At 35.5% G+C, this 16,594-nt stretch carries 12 protein-coding genes, 18 tRNA genes and 2 pseudogenes; 31 read left to right on the top strand and 1 reads right to left on the bottom strand.

Translation table 11 applies throughout. The annotated features are described in order from the left end of the window. Positions 1-222 precede the first annotated feature (222 nt). From ACI6MV_RS23815 to ACI6MV_RS23705, 23 genes are all read left to right on the top strand, one after another. Positions 223-296 (top strand) — tRNA-Asp (locus ACI6MV_RS23815). 6 nt (positions 297-302) lie between these two features. Further along, positions 303-378 (top strand) — tRNA-Thr (locus tag ACI6MV_RS23810). Positions 379-402: 24 nt separating this feature from the next. Next, positions 403-475, top strand: a tRNA-Lys gene (locus ACI6MV_RS23805). 65 nt (positions 476-540) lie between these two features. Further along, positions 541-625, top strand: a tRNA-Leu gene (locus ACI6MV_RS23800). 8 nt (positions 626-633) lie between these two features. After that, positions 634-708, top strand: a tRNA-Gly gene (locus ACI6MV_RS23795). A gap of 14 nt (positions 709-722) precedes the next feature. Beyond that, a tRNA-Leu gene (locus ACI6MV_RS23790) sits at positions 723-811 on the top strand. Positions 812-839: 28 nt separating this feature from the next. Continuing rightward, a tRNA-Arg gene (locus ACI6MV_RS23785) sits at positions 840-916 on the top strand. A 4-nt stretch (positions 917-920) separates the two neighbouring features. Next, positions 921-997 (top strand) — tRNA-Pro (locus ACI6MV_RS23780). A gap of 35 nt (positions 998-1,032) precedes the next feature. Then, positions 1,033-1,105: transfer RNA gene (locus tag ACI6MV_RS23775), tRNA-Ala, on the top strand. Positions 1,106-1,121: 16 nt separating this feature from the next. After that, positions 1,122-1,195 (top strand) — tRNA-Met (locus ACI6MV_RS23770). Between the two features lie 5 nt (positions 1,196-1,200). Further along, positions 1,201-1,274: transfer RNA gene (locus ACI6MV_RS23765), tRNA-Ile, on the top strand. 18 nt (positions 1,275-1,292) lie between these two features. Then, positions 1,293-1,385, top strand: a tRNA-Ser gene (locus tag ACI6MV_RS23760). A gap of 21 nt (positions 1,386-1,406) precedes the next feature. Continuing rightward, positions 1,407-1,482 (top strand) — tRNA-Phe (locus ACI6MV_RS23755). Between the two features lie 27 nt (positions 1,483-1,509). After that, positions 1,510-1,583, top strand: a tRNA-Gly gene (locus ACI6MV_RS23750). Between the two features lie 4 nt (positions 1,584-1,587). Continuing rightward, a tRNA-Ile gene (locus ACI6MV_RS23745) sits at positions 1,588-1,661 on the top strand. Positions 1,662-1,722: 61 nt separating this feature from the next. Continuing rightward, a tRNA-Glu gene (locus ACI6MV_RS23740) sits at positions 1,723-1,794 on the top strand. A gap of 54 nt (positions 1,795-1,848) precedes the next feature. After that, positions 1,849-1,921 (top strand) — tRNA-Val (locus tag ACI6MV_RS23735). Positions 1,922-1,972: 51 nt separating this feature from the next. After that, positions 1,973-2,058 (top strand) — tRNA-Tyr (locus tag ACI6MV_RS23730). Positions 2,059-2,201: 143 nt separating this feature from the next. Beyond that, a complete protein-coding gene (locus ACI6MV_RS23725) occupies positions 2,202-3,389 on the top strand; it encodes a DHH family phosphoesterase (RefSeq protein ID WP_407272809.1) in 1,188 nt (395 codons plus the stop codon). Between the two features lie 94 nt (positions 3,390-3,483). Continuing rightward, on the top strand, positions 3,484-3,726 hold the full coding sequence (locus ACI6MV_RS23720) for an atypical membrane-integrating protein (Mistic protein) (protein WP_407272808.1): 243 nt from the start codon (positions 3,484-3,486) through the stop codon (positions 3,724-3,726). 450 nt (positions 3,727-4,176) lie between these two features. Beyond that, complete coding sequence (locus tag ACI6MV_RS23715) at positions 4,177-5,322, top strand: HD-GYP domain-containing protein (RefSeq protein ID WP_407272807.1); 1,146 nt, start codon at positions 4,177-4,179, stop codon at positions 5,320-5,322. 304 nt (positions 5,323-5,626) lie between these two features. After that, positions 5,627-6,700 (top strand): hypothetical protein, encoded by a 1,074-nt coding sequence (locus ACI6MV_RS23710; RefSeq protein WP_407272806.1) that lies wholly within the window; start codon positions 5,627-5,629, stop codon positions 6,698-6,700. A gap of 37 nt (positions 6,701-6,737) precedes the next feature. Next, the gene (locus tag ACI6MV_RS23705; RefSeq protein WP_407272805.1) at positions 6,738-7,031 is read left to right on the top strand and encodes a DNA-binding protein; all 294 of its coding nucleotides are present in this window, start codon (positions 6,738-6,740) and stop codon (positions 7,029-7,031) included. Between the two features lie 42 nt (positions 7,032-7,073). Here ACI6MV_RS23705 and ACI6MV_RS23700 read toward each other — a convergent pair whose 3' ends face one another. Further along, the gene (locus tag ACI6MV_RS23700) at positions 7,074-8,264 is read right to left on the bottom strand and encodes an MFS transporter (protein ID WP_407272804.1); all 1,191 of its coding nucleotides are present in this window, start codon (positions 8,262-8,264) and stop codon (positions 7,074-7,076) included. Positions 8,265-8,694: 430 nt separating this feature from the next. Between ACI6MV_RS23700 and ACI6MV_RS23695 the strand changes: the two genes are divergently transcribed. The 8 genes and pseudogenes from ACI6MV_RS23695 to ACI6MV_RS23660 all read left to right on the top strand — a co-directional run bounded on the left by ACI6MV_RS23695 (position 8,695) and on the right by ACI6MV_RS23660 (position 16,585). Continuing rightward, positions 8,695-9,357 (top strand): SIMPL domain-containing protein, encoded by a 663-nt coding sequence (locus ACI6MV_RS23695; protein WP_407272803.1) that lies wholly within the window; start codon positions 8,695-8,697, stop codon positions 9,355-9,357. Positions 9,358-9,447: 90 nt separating this feature from the next. Then, positions 9,448-9,672 carry a YdbC family protein gene (locus ACI6MV_RS23690; protein WP_407272802.1) on the top strand — a complete coding sequence of 75 codons (225 nt, stop codon included), beginning with the start codon at positions 9,448-9,450 and terminating at the stop codon, positions 9,670-9,672. Between the two features lie 100 nt (positions 9,673-9,772). Further along, complete coding sequence (locus tag ACI6MV_RS23685; RefSeq protein ID WP_407272801.1) at positions 9,773-10,327, top strand: DUF1697 domain-containing protein; 555 nt, start codon at positions 9,773-9,775, stop codon at positions 10,325-10,327. Positions 10,328-10,484: 157 nt separating this feature from the next. Beyond that, a complete protein-coding gene (locus ACI6MV_RS23680) occupies positions 10,485-11,948 on the top strand; it encodes a spore germination protein (protein WP_407272800.1) in 1,464 nt (487 codons plus the stop codon). Between the two features lie 29 nt (positions 11,949-11,977). After that, a pseudogene (locus ACI6MV_RS23675) lies at positions 11,978-13,066 on the top strand (GerAB/ArcD/ProY family transporter). Beyond that, positions 13,063-14,190, top strand: a complete 1,128-nt coding sequence (locus ACI6MV_RS23670) for a Ger(x)C family spore germination protein (protein WP_407272799.1) — start codon at positions 13,063-13,065, stop codon at positions 14,188-14,190. Before ACI6MV_RS23675 ends, ACI6MV_RS23670 begins: the two are co-directional and overlap by 4 nt. Before the next feature lie 153 nt (positions 14,191-14,343). Continuing rightward, positions 14,344-15,165, top strand: a pseudogene (locus ACI6MV_RS23665) (glycosyltransferase family 2 protein); the annotation flags it as partial. A 379-nt stretch (positions 15,166-15,544) separates the two neighbouring features. Next, a complete protein-coding gene (locus ACI6MV_RS23660; protein ID WP_407272798.1) occupies positions 15,545-16,585 on the top strand; it encodes a metal ABC transporter solute-binding protein, Zn/Mn family in 1,041 nt (346 codons plus the stop codon). The last annotated feature ends 9 nt before the right edge of the window (positions 16,586-16,594 follow it).

Genomic DNA, 16,594 nt, shown 5'->3' with positions numbered 1-16,594 from the left:
TTTAATTTTTAATTGCATGTAAGTTTCTTATATAAAAAGCAACTACAAATAATCATATAGTTTAAACTAATATTTTCTAACTACCTTGTACAAAGTAGGAGTTAGGAATTTTTAATGGATTATTGTAATTAATATCTATTAAAAGGTGAAGTTAGAAAATATCAATGATAGATATTTTCGCTTTGCGAAATGAAAGATATTTTTGTTTCACAAAAAATCTCTGGTCCGGTAGTTCAGTTGGTTAGAATGCCTGCCTGTCACGCAGGAGGTCGCGGGTTCGAGTCCCGTCCGGACCGTCATTTGCCGGTCTAGCTCAATTGGTAGAGCAACTGACTTGTAATCAGTAGGTTGGGGGTTCAAGTCCTCTGGCCGGCACCAGTTGTAATCTTGATGAATTTAAGGGAGCCATTAGCTCAGTCGGTAGAGCATCTGACTTTTAATCAGAGGGTCGAAGGTTCAAATCCTTCATGGCTCATCAAGTTTTTTTGCGAAAGCAAAATAAACTTCATTAAGTGCGAAAGTAAAAAAAATTTCATTTATGCGGGTGTGGCGGAATTGGCAGACGCGCTAGACTTAGGATCTAGTGTCTTATGACGTGGGGGTTCAAGTCCCTCCACCCGCACCAAAGTTTTTGCGGAAGTAGTTCAGTGGTAGAACACCACCTTGCCAAGGTGGGGGTCGCGGGTTCGAATCCCGTCTTCCGCTCCAGAATAACTTGCCATGCCGGGGTGGTGGAATTGGCAGACACACAGGACTTAAAATCCTGCGGTAGGTGACTATCGTGCCGGTTCAAGTCCGGCCCTCGGCACCAATGATTTTTGCATAAGCAAACATCTGAAGCGCCCGTAGCTCAATTGGATAGAGCGTTTGACTACGGATCAAGAGGTTAGGGGTTCGACTCCTCTCGGGCGCGCCATTGACGGGAAGTAGCTCAGCTTGGTAGAGCACTTGGTTTGGGACCAAGGGGTCGCAGGTTCGAATCCTGTCTTCCCGACCACTTTTTTGCGAAAGCAATAATCTAGTTACAAAAACGGGGCCTTAGCTCAGCTGGGAGAGCGCCTGTTTTGCACGCAGGAGGTCAGCGGTTCGATCCCGCTAGGCTCCACTTTTACATTTTTTATAGCGGCGTAGCTCAGCTGGCTAGAGCGTACGGTTCATACCCGTGAGGTCGTGGGTTCGATCCCCTCCGCCGCTATCTTTGGACCTTTAGCTCAGTTGGTTAGAGCTATCGGCTCATAACCGATCGGTCGCAGGTTCGAGTCCTGCAGGGTCCACTGAGTAAGTTTATATATGGAGGAATACCCAAGTCTGGCTGAAGGGATCGGTCTTGAAAACCGACAGGGGTGTCAAAGCCCGCGGGGGTTCGAATCCCTCTTCCTCCTCCATTTTTCTTTTAAAAATATTATGGCTCGGTAGCTCAGTCGGTAGAGCAACGGACTGAAAATCCGTGTGTCGGCGGTTCGATTCCGTCCCGAGCCACCATTAATTTAACTAACTATATCTGAAATTGCGGGTGTAGTTTAGTGGTAAAACCTCAGCCTTCCAAGCTGATGTCGAGGGTTCGATTCCCTTCACCCGCTCCATTTAGGGCCTGTAGCTCAGCTGGTTAGAGCGCACGCCTGATAAGCGTGAGGTCGGTGGTTCGAGTCCACTCAGGCCCATTACTCCATGATCGAAGTAGCAGGAGTAGCTACTATTCGAAATCTTAAATTTTTCTAATATGGCCCGTTGGTCAAGTGGTTAAGACACCGCCCTTTCACGGCGGTATCACGGGTTCGAATCCCGTACGGGTCACTAATGTTTTTCGCGAAATCGAAAATAACTTACCTAAAAAACTTACCTTATCTTGGAGGATTAGCTCAGCTGGGAGAGCACCTGCCTTACAAGCAGGGGGTCGCAGGTTCGAGCCCTGCATCCTCCATCAAAAACCGACCATAGTTTTAGTCTATTGGTCGTACTTACATTTAATCTTGGAGGGATAGCGAAGTTGGCCAAACGCGGCGGACTGTAAATCCGCTCCCATCGGGTTCGTAGGTTCGAGCCCTACTCCCTCCACCAATATTGTACATAACTCTAAACACTTTATACAACAAGTACTAGTATTCTTTTTAAAAGGGTATGAAGTACTTTTTTTTATGCAAAACTCTACTTATCAATAAATTAGAGATGAAAAACTCATACTACATAGAGAGGTGAACATTATGTATAAACTACTATCGCATAACGATTTAGACGGTGTCGGGTGTGGAATTATTGCTAAACTCGCTTTTGATAAACAGGTGAATGTCCGATATAACTCGATTTCGGGCCTTGACCGAGAGGTGAAGTGGTTTTTAGAAAATGAAAATGAAGATACGTTTTTATTCATTACAGATTTATCAGTAAGCAAAGAAAATGAAACAAAACTGGAAGAGTTCTATCAGTCCAGTGCTAAGTTGCAGTTAATTGATCATCATAAATCTGCGACTGCTTATAATGATTATGAATGGGCAAGTGTTGTTGTGGAAGACGATAAAGGTAACTTAACATCAGCAACTTCATTGTTTTACGAATACCTCATTGGCAAAGGATTAATGGAGCCTTCTTCTGCTGTCTCGGAGTTCGTAGAGCTTGTCAGGCAATATGATACGTGGGAATGGGAGAAAAATGATAACCTAAAGGCAAAACGGCTCAATGCATTGTTCTTCTTAGTATCTATAGAGGAATTTGAACAAAAAATGCTACACCGCCTTACAACAAGTAATCATTTTGATTTTGATGAATTTGAACAAAAGATTCTTCAAATGGAAGAACATAAGATAGAGCGCTATATAAAAAAGAAAAAGCGTGAATTAGTACAAACGCAATTAAATAATCATTTTGCCGGAGTCGTTTATGCTGAAATGTATCATTCAGAACTTGGAAACGAGTTAGGTAAAGAGTTTCCACACTTAGATTATATTGTAATTTTAAATATTGGTGGAAGGCGAATGGGATTCCGTACGATTCATGATAATGTCGATGTTTCTGCAATTGCGGCTACTTTTGGTGGTGGCGGACATGCAAAAGCATCGGGAGCAAAATTGACTGAGGATGCATACAAGTATTTTGTCGCAGCGACATTTCAATTAGAGCCTTTAAAAGAAGACGCTAAACAAAATAGTTTTAATGTAAAAGAATCTACTTTTGGAGCCATGTATAAAAATCGAGATAATGACATGTTTTTTGTTTATTTTAAAAATGAACAAGAATGGGTAATTAAACAAAATCAAGAAATTATGGAACAAACTTTTAGCAGTTTTGAAGAAACTGAACAATATTTAAAAAGATATCATCAAGCTTGGTTGGTACGAGATGAATATTTCGTCAACTACTTGATTGAAGAAGTTAAGAAGACAGAGCAGGGATAGCCTAAAAGGACCAGGGATTAGTCTGGTCCTTTTAGTATTTTTGATAAGTGCGTAAATAATAAGACTTTGGATAATCTAATTCGGGGTGATGTATATGAAGGCAACGGAAATTGAAAGAAAAAGATTTGATAAATCATTAGATGAAATAATTGATCTTTTTAATAATATTGAAACTGACGAACCTGTTATTCAGTTTAGTGACAAAGTCCTCGTGAACATCGAACGTGCTAAAAGAAAATATGGTGATGAGATGGTAAATGATAAAATAAATACTGTTGTACATGAAATGTTGTCTTGGTTGGATTTGGATGATGTTGATGAAAGTGAAAATAAGTAAATTTGAATGAACTCTTTCATTATGTAAACTAAACAATATATTATATCTTTTATAAAACTATACTAGCATCATTGTGAAATTAAGATTAGTAAATTATAAATTCTTAAATTTAATTGTTCTTATATTAACCATTTATACTTTTCTAATAACTATGTGATAAACTATTTATAAATTTTTCTATTACTTGATAACTAGAATGAATATGAGAAGATTACTAACAATTTACTTTCTTTTACTTTCTTCTTTGACAGTTTGTTGTATAATAAGAGTGTCGAATCTACACGATTCTTGTCAATGAATCAAAAAAATCTAAATAAAACTCTAATATAGGTCAAAAGTCCCTTTGGTTATTACTCATGTTTCTCTAAGATATAAATAGAGGAATCTCATAATCTAAAACTTTGATAAAACATTAGAGTTAGAATGTCATTTATAGTGAGGTTACCAATCATGCAAAAAAAAAATATTAATAGTGTCGCACTCTTGAATGAAGAGAAATATGCAGCAAGACTTTTCCTTATACTATTCTATACAATCTCAATAGGCTATGAAATATATGAATTATTTCTGGGACAATTTTTAGTTTATGGGGCAGATGAAGTAGTATCCCAGGGTGTTACTTATGGAATATACATAATTCTTTTAGGTTTACTACCAATTGCTATTTATTTTTTTAATAAGGACAACCCAGGACTAATAAAATACATTTATTTTATAACGTACACTGCAATTATTTTTGTGAATGATATTATTTTATATTGGGGTAATAGTGATAGTTACTATGTTGGAAGTATTACAGAAATCTTTTTTATATTGTTCACGCCAATATTTGTAAATAATAAATATTTTTTTACAGTTCTGATTGGAACCCTCTTAAAATACAGTTTGGTTGGTATAATCTTGCAAACAACCAATGTTATAGCACCTATAAGTATTATTGCCGTTATTTCAATCTTTACTTATATTATACTCATTAGATTCCACAAGTACGTAAATGCAATAAAAGATTCATATGATGTACAAATAGAAGGAATTGTGAGAGGTGTTGTCGAAACTTTAGAATTAAAGGATCGATATACACGAGGACATAGTCAACGGGTAGCAAAGTATTCTATTATTTTTGCTAAAAATCTAGGAAAGTTTAGCGAATTAGATTTAAGATCACTTAACTTTGCTTGTTTATTGCATGACATAGGAAAAGCAAACATTCCAGATTATATCTTAACTAAACCAGGGAAATTAACGGATGAAGAATTTGAAATAATTAAGAGTCATCCAGTGATTGGATCTAAAGTAGTAACAAATATTGAGGGTTTGCAAAATTGTATAAGTGTAGTAAGAAGTCACCATGAGCGCTGGGATGGAAAAGGATACCCTGACCAACTAAGTAATCAAAATATACCGCTTTTGGCAAGATTAGTTGCTATTGCTGATTCTTTTGATGCAATGACATCTTCACGTTCATATCGACCTGCATTGCCTGCAGAAGAGGCATATAAACGAATAATACAGGGTAAAGGTACGCAGTTTGACCCAACGTTAGTTGACGCATTTAAGGAAGTCTATCCTAAATGGTTAGAATACTTAAATAGTTGATATATAAATTTTAAATGAAAGGTGGTGAAATTATGCAAATTCGTAAACTTTCTAAGGTGAAAACTACAGGTAGCCTTTGTTGGTGGTGCATTTTCTTTCCTCCTCCACCAAAATCATAATAGAAAAATGATTTTAGTAAAAGGATGCTAGTCTAATATTCTAGTATCCTTTTACATTTTAAAAAGGTGGCAGCTAATTTATGATCATTAAAAATAATTCGAAAATAAAACTTTCCCCTTTAACTATACGTCAGGATAAGAAAAACTATATTGCAGAGAACAATCTGACTGGTGAGTTTTTTGAGATGCCTAAAATATGTGTGGATGCGATAGAAATGATGGAACAAAATTTTCCAAATGATAAAATCGCTGAAGTATTAAAAATCAAATATCCGCAAGAACAAATAGACATGACTGATTTTACAAATCAGTTAATAGATATGAATATAGTAGAATCTATTGATGGAGATATAATTGATCAACAAGTGATAAATGAAAGCCCAAAAGATTTCCAAGGTGTTCCAATTAAATTAGGTCAATGGTATTTCAATAAAAGGACGATGTCACTATATTTTTTAATATTAGTTATTAATGTTGCTATTTTTATTATACAACCAGAATTGTTTCCACATTATAAAGACCTGTTTTTATTTGATTCAATGATAATGAATACATTACTTTATTCTGGCATAACATTCGTTATCCTACTTCACCATGAATGGGGTCATATTTTGGCAGCCAGATCCTATGGTTTGGCCACTAAACTTGAGATTGGACATAGACTTTTTTTAATTGTTCTACAAACTGATCTCACACCTACATGGAAGTTACAACCAAAACAGCGACTAGTACCATATTTAGGTGGACTGTTATTCGATAATATTATTTTATTTATCGCATTAATTAGTTCATTAATATCAAGTAACCCAATATTCCAAGGTATTATGGCGGTAATTATTTTCGATATTTTCATTAAGTTCATCTATCAGTGTAGTGTTTTTATGAAAACAGATTTATATTATGTATTGGAAAATTTAACTGGATGCTATAACTTAATGGAAAGTGGAAAAAAGTGGATTAGCGAGAAAATTTCAATTGTAAAAACTACTAGTAATGATGTATTGTATGAAACAGAAAAGAAGTTTGTTAGGTTTTATGCCGTGTTCTATTTATTCAGTGTAGCATTAACGATGAGTCTTTTTGTTTTTTATTTTGTACCACAATTACTTTTTGTTTTTAACAATACGGTACCACAATTATTTAATTCGGTTAATAGTACCTCGTTTTGGGATGCAATTGGTTTCATACTAACAACTATCATAATGATAAGCTTACTATTATACTCTTGGACAAAAAAATACATCCTGAAAAAGGACTAGATATAATTATAAAAGATAACAAAGGGATTGATCACAAATGGACTTTAATTTCTTCTGGTTTGCAATTGGTCTTGCTGCTATGGGGTATTTTATCGGGGAAGGCTTGAAAAATTTTGGGAATGCGGATAGTAAGTCTTTGTTGAATTTTGATGTCGATGATAATGAACCGTGGTTGATTAAAGAAAAGGATCTTCATTGGAATATTGATATTGATAAAGCAGATATCCCGGCATTTCTAGAAAAATACCCTGACATACCTATGGTGGAGCTGAATGGTCAACGATATTTTCCAAAAAAACAACTGATGGAATGGTTAGAAAATAAATTATAAAAAAACGGTGAACCTTTAAAAAAGTCCGCCGTTTTTTTAGCATTAAATTATAGTAGCTTTTCTGCCTTTTAATAGAACACCAATATAAATAGCGATTGAAATCAGCACGGAAAAGGCTGATGTTAAATAAATGAAGCTATATCCGAATACATATGCTATTTGTCCGAATGATATTGCCCCGATACCGACACCCAAGTCAAAGAATGAGAAAAATGTTGCGTTGGCCATTCCTTTTCGATGAGCGGGAGCTTTATCGACTGACCATGCTTGCAGTGCTGGTTGAACTGTACCAAATCCGAATCCATATAGTGCTGCTGCAGTATAAAGAATGAAGGAATTCGGCAGCCAAACTAATAATAGCATGGCACTTGCAATCAAGATTGTACCTGGCAAAAATACGACAATGTGCCCTTTCGTATCGTAGATTTTACCCGCGAATGTCCGTGATAGCATTAAGGCTATAGCAAATACAAGAAAGTAGAACTCAATACCTTCTACTCCTTGCTCGGCTGTGTATAATGGTAAAAATGATGCGATCCCGCCAAAGGTTACGGTAATAAAGAATAACAGAATCGACGGTTGGATGGCACTTTTTTCGAAAATATCGAATTTAACGGGAACCGTTTTGTATTCGGACTCTTCTACTTTTTTGTAAGTGATTTGCGAAGCTAACAGTACGGCAACGAGACCGAGTGCACCACAAATTAAGAATAATTGCGTAAATGATATTGTACCAACAAGTGCTAATCCTAACGCGGGACCAAATGCTAGTGCTATATTTCCAGAAAGGCCAAAATACCCCATACCCTCACCACGACGCTTAGGTGGTATCAGATCTGTAGCGATCGTACCAGTAGCTGTTGTGGATAGACCCCAACCAATACCTTGCACGACACGCATCATTAGCAATATTGCAATGCTAGTGATAAAGGCAAAAGAGCCAACAGATATAACAAAAATGCCTAATCCTAGCATATAAACAAATTGTCTTCCTTTTGATTCTAACGCATGCCCCGCATAAGGTCGGAATAATAAAGCGGAAAAAGTGAATACACCAACAATTACTCCAATTAGTTGGTCGCTTCCACCCAATTGTTGTACGAACAATGGTAGTGTTGGCAAGGTCATTTGAAACCCTAAGAAAATAAAAAAGTTTGCCATGCAAATGAGGGCAAAGTCTTTTGACCAAATTCTTTCTTTTATTTTTAGCTGTGCTTCAGCTAATTGTGTCATTTTATTCACCTTTCTTTCGAGACTCGAAGTATAGTATACAAGAGATTACGTGATTAATAAAGAAGAAAAATTGTGCAGGTAGTTTTCTTATATAAACAATTGAGTGATTTAGTCAATAATCTTATAGTGGTGTATGTGTTTAAGGCACAACCAAGTGATAGTATTAAATCTTATATCTTAAGATTAACGATGGATTAACCAGAATCTCCTAAAGCGCGTATTTTGTCTGCTAATATACAAAGAATCACATTCACATATAGTTTGGGAATGTTAGATCAATCAGTTTTATGTGGATTTGGATGGCCCAAAATCATTAGTTATAGAATGGACTGAACTAGCAAATACAATTAGGGCAAAAAAACTGACATATTTCATATAAATAAAACATGATATAAATAGTAGTTAAAATTATTTGGAAGGGGATAAAAACATGTACTATCCTCCTGTAAGACAAAGCTATCATACAAAGCCAAGAAATATGACGGTATACGGGTCTGGTTTCGTATCTGTTGAACCAAATGTTGCTAGGATCCAGTTAGGAGTCGTAACACAGGATGTAGAGCTTGAAACAGCACAACAAGAAAATGCTCGGATTATAGATAACGTTATCCAATCTTTGCAACGGTTATCTATAGATCAAGACCATATCCAAACGGCAGACTATACGATTTTCCCACAGTACGATTATATTGATGGGAGTCAGAAATTTAAGGGGTATGAAGTAACCCATCTACTATCCATTACATTAGATAATATCGAGCAAACAGGTAAAGTGATTGATACTGCTGTACAAAGTGGCGTAAACAAGATTACAACAATTACTTTCAATGTTAAGGATCGGGAAGTTTTTTACCAACAAGCGCTAAAAATGGCAGTTGAAAATGCCACTAATAAAGCTCAGGTGATTGCGGGAACGATGCGGGTAAATTTGGATCCTGTTCCTAATAAATTGATAGAGCAATTGAAGGAGCAGATATTACAACCATATCAACAACTGGCAAGTGCCGAAGTGGGTGGTGTATCGACACCAATAGAACCGGGTCTAATTGAGATAGAAGCACGTGTGGAAGCGGAATTTAATTATTTTTCTTAGATTTGTTGTGTGTTCTAATTGAGTAATCTACCTACGAACCCGTGTACTATGTTATTCTATTTTTATAGTAGTATAGGGAGGATGAAAGGTATGGCTGAACTTAAGTATGAAATTATAAAAACGATAGCAACATTGTCTGAATCACCAAAGGGTTGGAAAAAGGAACTTAACCTTGTCAGCTGGAATGGGCGTGACCCTAAATACGACATACGGGACTGGGCGCCTGATCATGAGAAAATGGGAAAAGGTGTAACACTTTCTAGCGAAGATGTTAAAAATTTAAAAGATGCTTTAAAGCAAATGGAAGAGTTCTAAGCTAATATCCCTTTCGAGTGATGTTTAAGTGTGTATTTGGCAGGACCGGTTATGAGCAATATAAGCAATCGATTTGATATTTTTGAAAAGTGGTGAGATAGTGACAATCTATATTGCATTTTTACGTGGAATCAATGTAGGTAAAAAAAACAGAATGAAAATGGCAGATTTAAGACAAAGATTTGAAAATATTGGATTACACGATGTGCAAACGTATATTCAAAGCGGGAATGTAATATTTGAGTCCGAAGAACATGAAGACGAATTAAGAAATCGAATCGAATCTGAAATTGATGCGACTTTTGGTGCTAAAATCCCTGTGATACTAAGAAATTCTGAAGAATTAAAAGCATTGATTCGTAAATGTCCATTTACAGATGATCAAGTAAGAAAGGCAGAACGATCAGCGGTAGGTGAAAGTTTGTATGTATCGTTACTCTTACATGAACCAGCGCTAGAAAAAGTGGATGATTTACACGATTATTTATTTGAAGATGAGCTATATTTTCTAATTGGTAGAGATATTTATTTATTATTTGGCACAAGTATACGCAATTCACCTCTTGCAAGTAAAGTTGACAAGCTAGGTGTGCCATCGACTGTGCGTAATTGGAAAACATTGTGCAAGCTTGTCTCATTAATTGATGAAAGATAAGCATGTATAAAAAGAGTTAAAAATATTTACTTTACAAAAAGCTATCCAATTGGATAGCTTTTTGTAGTATAAGGATCAATCTGGGCAGTAGTGATGTATATTCTTTTAACTTAGGTGGCATTTTAAAAACAAATAACACTTTGAGTGGAGGATATTCATGGGGTTTTTCAGCTTTTTGTTTAAAGAAAATAAAGACAGTCATCAACAAGCAAAGCCTGAAAAACAACAAAAGTCTCCAACTGAGGAAAATATATTAGCTGCGCTAGTAGATTGTGATGATTTGACACAATATACAGTGAATAATATTGGTGTGAAACTAGTGTTTTTTGGTCATTTAATTGAAAATGTGATCCTCGATAGAGACATTATTGAGCCATTAAACAATGTACAAGAGAGTGAGCTTGCTAACTTATTCAGTCGTAAGCAATACAAAAGAATTGATACATGTATAGAAGCGGTTGATGGTATTTTAAAGGGACAAGTAGCTATTTTATCACATAATAAGACATACATCGTTGATGCTTATGGTCCTAAATCAAGGTCAATTACTCAATCTGAATCAGAAAGTATAATTACAGGCGCACATGATGCTTTTATCGAAGAGGCAAATGTGAATCTGTCTTTAATAAGAAGAAGGCTTCAAACACCGAAATTAAAAGTGAAAAAATTCATTGTGGGTGATTTAACAAAATCGACCGTGGCTTTAATGTACATTGAGGGAGTAGCAAATAATGACATAGTTAAAGAATTAGATAAAAGGATATCAGAAGTAAAGGTTGACTCGATTGAAGATGCTAATATGCTTGCGCAAATGATTGATGAGTTTCCTAATTCTATCTTCCCCCAATTTTTCACTACGGAGCGTCCCGATGTTATCGTAGGAAAGCTCGTTTCTGGAAAAATTGCCGGTATTGTTGATCATAGTCCGACGGTGTTCACAGCACCTACTAATTTTTTTGAGTTTTTCGAATCACCAGATGATAAAAACAATAGATGGATTATTAGTACATCGATGAAACTGATGCGGTATTTTGCGTTTATTATTACATTAACGTTTACAGCATTATACGTTTCCGCCACGACATATAGTTATGAAGTAATTCCACAAACGATTTTAATGTCACTAGCAGAGTCTAGACATCGGGTTCCTTTTCCACCTTTGGTTGAAGCATTAATGCTAGAAATTGCAATCGAGCTTTTGCGGGAAGCAGGAGTAAGGCTGCCAACAAAAATCGGTCAGACCATTGGTATTGTAGGAGGAATTGTCATTGGACAAGCGGCGGTTGATGCTGGGTTGGTTAGTAATACGCTCATCATTGCAGTAGCAGTGTCTGCAATTTCGTCGTTTGTTATCCCGAATTATATCTTAAGCGCATCATTAAGAATTGCTCGGTTTATGGTAATTATTTTAGCTGGTTTGTTTGGCAATTTTGGACTCATCGTAGGTTTATTACTTTTGGTCATACATCTTGGTGGATTAACTAATTTGAACACACCCTACGTCAATCCAATTGCACCTACACATCCGAGAGATTGGCTGAACTACTTTATTCGTGCTCCATATGGATTAAAGAAAACAAGACCTACACAGTCCATATCACCAAATCCTAAAAAAAGATAATTATAAGTCGTTGAGGTGGAGGGATATAGTTGCGTGAAAAATTACATCCATTTACGGTAGCAATACTCGTTTTTATGAATCAAACAGGAGTTACTTTATTCAGTATCCCGCGTACAGTTGGTGAAGCCTATGGCAGGAATGGATGGATTTTCCTTGTCATGCATTTTGCTATTGCTTCATTCAACATTTTCCTCATATTTTTAGTATACAAGTATGGCAAAGGGAGATCGATTTTTAAAATAATAGAGGATGTGTTGCCTAAATTTCTATATATTCCTATCTACTTCTTTCTAATAGGGGTATGGTGTTTGATTGCAATATTAGTTTGTCGGGACTATGTAATTCTGTTACAAATTGTGTCTTTTCAAACAACAAAAGCATTTCCATTTATCTTTATAATATTGGGTACTGCTTATCTATTCATTATAAAGGGAATCTATAATATTTCGAAAATAACTACAATTATTTTCTTTTTGACAATATGAATTGTTGTGTTTGGAATATGGATATTCCCGTCTTGGGACGCTGTTAATTTGACTACTTTCTTTTTTAATGAAAGGTCTGATTCCTACGTGGAAGGTTATTTTAATGTGTATAGTGGATTTCTAGGCTATGAATTTATTTTATTAGTTTTCCCGCATATTGACAGCCGACGGAAAAATTTTACAGGAGTTTTTTTAGGAAACTTGGTGACGACAATTATTTATATGTATATTTGTATAGTTGCATTCGGATTTTACAGTTTCGGACAATTAATGGAAACCTTGTATCCAACACTTTTAATGTTTCAATATATTGAATTCAGTTTTTTAGAAAGGATAGATACTCTTATTTATCCTTTCTTCTTATTAAATATAATCGTTACTATTACCCTTTATTTTTGGCCTGCATTACATATATCTGAAAGACTTTTTCCGAAAATAAAAGTACAATGGTTGCTAATTTTTCTCTTGCTTAGCTCTTATCTTGCAACGACAAGATTAGATATACAACGATTAATTGAAGAAGCATTTTTTAAAGTAACAATCGTTGAGTTTTTTGTTGCGTTTGGGTTACCTCTGTTATTGCTGTGCTTATTAGGAATTAATAATATGACGAAGAGGAAGGGTACGATATGATAGTTAACAAATTATGCTGCATCGTTGTACTAGTCATATTCCTTACTGGTTGTTCAGATCAGAGAATTGTCGAACAAGCTGGTTTTATTAACGCTCTAGGATTAGATTTATTTAATAAAGAAGAATATGAAAAAAACAGGACTTTACACGTAACGGCATCGATACCTCAAGTTGATCCAGATGCACAAAAGAAAAGAGAAGTAATTTCTACCGATGCAAAAATAGATAAAGAAGCAATGCTAAACTTGGCCAGAAAGACAAATAGAATTATTGCAAGTGGGAAAATTAAGGTGATTTTATTTGGTAAAGATCTTGCCGAATATGGCATACGAGAAGATATTGATACATTTGCCAGAGATCCAATCTTTGGTAGGCAAATCAAAATTGCAGTAGTTGAAGGAACAGCTAGTGAGATAATGAAGCCTGATTTTCCAGAAAAGCCCAGGTCTAGTATCTACATTGATGAATTATTGGAAAAAGAAACAAAAATGAATTCGATACCAGAAGCAACGCTATTTCAATTCCAGCGAGATATTAATGATAAAGGTAGAGACCCATCAGCACCAATATTGAAACTGGTGGAACAGGAAGTAATGGTAGATGGTATTGCCTTGTTTCGTGATGATCAATATGTTACTAAGCTTGAACCATATCTTTCTCGCTATTTCTTCTTTTTAAATGGTGATTTTAGTGCAGGTTCAATTAACTTAAAGTTTGAAGAAGAAGGTAAAAACGAACCAGTACAGCTTATGTTTAGTTCCTTGAAAAATGCAAGAGATATTTCAGCTACATACAATAACAAGGATGATATAACGGTAGACATCGTTGTAAGAGTTGAAGGATCACCACTAGAGTACAATGGTTCAAAGGATTTAAGCAAACCAGAGGATCAAAAATTTCTAGAGCAAAAAATTGAGCAGCATGTAAAAAAGGTGAGTGATGATATTATTAAAATGTTGCAGGATAACAAGGTTGATTCGCTTGGTCTTGGCAGATATGTTCGCAATAAGATGAGCTTTCAAGAATGGGAACAAATGAATTGGTATGACGAGGTTTATCCAAATGTTAAAGTAAATGTTGATGTTCAAGCTAAAGTGAAAAACTATGGAATTAAAAGTAATTAAATAATCTTTACTGAATTACCACGCAAGGAACTGGCATCTTTCAATAGATACTGGTTTCTTTTTCATGCTATTGGGAAAACCATCCGCACTAAAACTATTGAAAAGGAGTGATACTTTCCATACCGAATTGCTAGCTTGGTTGGGCTTATCCTCATGCATTCTTGTCTTATTGTATCTATTTTCACACTGCTTTCCACGAAATCTTTTAAAAGAATACCTATATCATTATCTGATTTAAGGAATTACCTACTGTTGATGTTCTCATTGCAACCTATAATGAACCTTCTGACTTGTTAAGAAGAACCATAACTGCTTCACAAATGATAAACTATCCAAAGTAACAGCTGAAGATATTTGTTTGTGATGATGGACGTCACTGTGATATTCGCCGTTTAACTGAATCGTTAGGAACTACATACATTGATCGACCAGATAATAAGCATGCGAAAACAGGTAATCTTAACCATGCCATGACGAAAACGGATGGTGAGATTATCAAAACAATGGATGCTGATATGGTGCCAAAGGCAAATTTCCTCAAGCGAACGCTTGGTTATTTTATCGATGATAAAGTCTCTCTTTTTCGTTCAAGCACCACAAGTGTTTTATAACGCCGATGCCTTTCAGCACAATTTATTCTATGAAGAGCCGATCACGAACGAACAGGATTTTTTCATGCGCAAATTGGAAGAAGGAAAGGATCGTTATAATGCAACAATGTACATTGGTAGTAATGCATTATTTCGACGAACCTCAATTGAGGAAATAGGAGGATTTGCAACTGGAGTTATAACAGAAGACATGGCGACAGGAATGATCCTTCAAAAACACAAGCAGAAATCCGTTTTTATTAATGAGACACTTGCAGTTGGACTTTCACCTGAAACATTTGCGGATTTATTAAAGAAACTAGATCGTTGGTGTAGAGGAAATATTCAAGCCGTTAGAAAGTGGAATCCATTAAAGGTAAAAGGTTAAATTAAGCCCAAATCAAATGCTTGTTTTTAAGGAAGATGTTGAGTTACGTATGGAAACTATTACCCGCGTGCAATGGGTACAAAAACTTGGAAACTATTGTTATGCAGGAGTAAGGTTTTTAACATCGGAAAACATTGGCTAGTTTGTAGAGAGGTAGAGAGGAGAGCTTAGTGTGAAACATGGCTCCCATTTCTGTTTCTCTATTATCAATTAGATTTAAAATTTATTAATAAAACGTAATGATTACTATTTACAAACTGTTCAAAATTCCGTATAATTCATAGATGTACAAATCGCAACAATTTTGATTTGAATTACACATAAATCGGAATCATTATGATTATAATGACATGAATAATACAAAAGGGGAGTTTAAATGAAGAAGTTTGTTTGGGTGATAGTAATTAATGCTGCTGTAATCTCTCTTTTAACTGGATGTGGTGCGGATAAAGAAGTGCAACAGACAACTGATGAAAGTGATGTATTGTCGATCTATACAACGATATATCCAATAGCATTTTTCGCGAGCGAAATCGGGGGTTCACATGTTGAAGTAGAATCAATTCTACCTGCTGGTTCCGATCCGCATACTTATGAACCAACAACGAAAACCATGCTTGAGATAGCGAAAGCAGATGCATTTATTTATAATGGAGCACAACTTGAAACATATGCAAAGAAGATAGGTGATGCGCTGGAAAGCGAGCAAGTATTAATGGTTGAAGCTTCTGAAGGGATCGCATTACTAGAACACACAAACGATGAGAAGGAACACCAAGAAGATACCGATAGTCATGATGAAGAAGACCATTCAGAAGATACCCATAGCCATGATGAAGAAACCCAAGAAGATATTGATAGCCATGATGATGAAGAACACCTTCATGATCATGAGGATGCCGATCCACATGTATGGATAGATCCTATCAGATCCATTTCACTTGCTGAAAATATTATGAAAACTTTGATTGAGCTAAAGCCAGAAGCGGAAGACGAATTTCTACAAAACTTTGAAAATCTGAAAACTAGATTGGAAGAATTAGATACCGATTTTCATAAACTTGAAACGTTCCAGAACAAAGAAATTTTAGTAACACACGCAGCTTATGGATACTGGGAATCTGCATACGGTTTAGAGCAAATAGCTATCTCTGGCATATCATCTACGCAAGAGCCTTCACAAAAACAATTGGAAACGATCATTGACTTGGTGAAGGAGCATGATATTCGTTATTTACTTTTTGAACAAAACATTGAGTCGAAGGTTGCCGATGTCATTCAAGCCGAAACGGAAGTAGAGTCATTAAATATTCATAATCTAGAAGTCCTTACGGAAGAAGATATAAATAATGATGAAGATTATTTTACATTAATGTATCAAAATTTAGATGTGCTAGTTAAAGCATTACAAAAATAGCATTATGAT

This window comes from Radiobacillus sp. PE A8.2 (assembly GCF_045635475.1).
Lineage (GTDB): Bacteria > Bacillota > Bacilli > Bacillales > Amphibacillaceae > JBJGXI01.
The sequence above is the reverse complement of the archived record's forward strand: the minus strand, read 5'-3'. Positions and strand labels throughout refer to the sequence as shown.

Coding starts and splice junctions, on each gene's coding strand:
- ACI6MV_RS23660 (WP_407272798.1), top strand. CDS start 15,545: ATGAAGAAGTTTGTTTGGGTGATAGTAATTAATGCTGCTGTAATCTCT.
- ACI6MV_RS23725 (WP_407272809.1), top strand. CDS start 2,202: ATGTATAAACTACTATCGCATAACGATTTAGACGGTGTCGGGTGTGGA.
- ACI6MV_RS23720 (WP_407272808.1), top strand. CDS start 3,484: ATGAAGGCAACGGAAATTGAAAGAAAAAGATTTGATAAATCATTAGAT.
- ACI6MV_RS23695 (WP_407272803.1), top strand. CDS start 8,695: ATGTACTATCCTCCTGTAAGACAAAGCTATCATACAAAGCCAAGAAAT.
- ACI6MV_RS23690 (WP_407272802.1), top strand. CDS start 9,448: ATGGCTGAACTTAAGTATGAAATTATAAAAACGATAGCAACATTGTCT.
- ACI6MV_RS23700 (WP_407272804.1), bottom strand. CDS start 8,264: ATGACACAATTAGCTGAAGCACAGCTAAAAATAAAAGAAAGAATTTGG.
- ACI6MV_RS23680 (WP_407272800.1), top strand. CDS start 10,485: ATGGGGTTTTTCAGCTTTTTGTTTAAAGAAAATAAAGACAGTCATCAA.
- ACI6MV_RS23705 (WP_407272805.1), top strand. CDS start 6,738: ATGGACTTTAATTTCTTCTGGTTTGCAATTGGTCTTGCTGCTATGGGG.
- ACI6MV_RS23715 (WP_407272807.1), top strand. CDS start 4,177: ATGCAAAAAAAAAATATTAATAGTGTCGCACTCTTGAATGAAGAGAAA.
- ACI6MV_RS23710 (WP_407272806.1), top strand. CDS start 5,627: ATGCCTAAAATATGTGTGGATGCGATAGAAATGATGGAACAAAATTTT.
- ACI6MV_RS23670 (WP_407272799.1), top strand. CDS start 13,063: ATGATAGTTAACAAATTATGCTGCATCGTTGTACTAGTCATATTCCTT.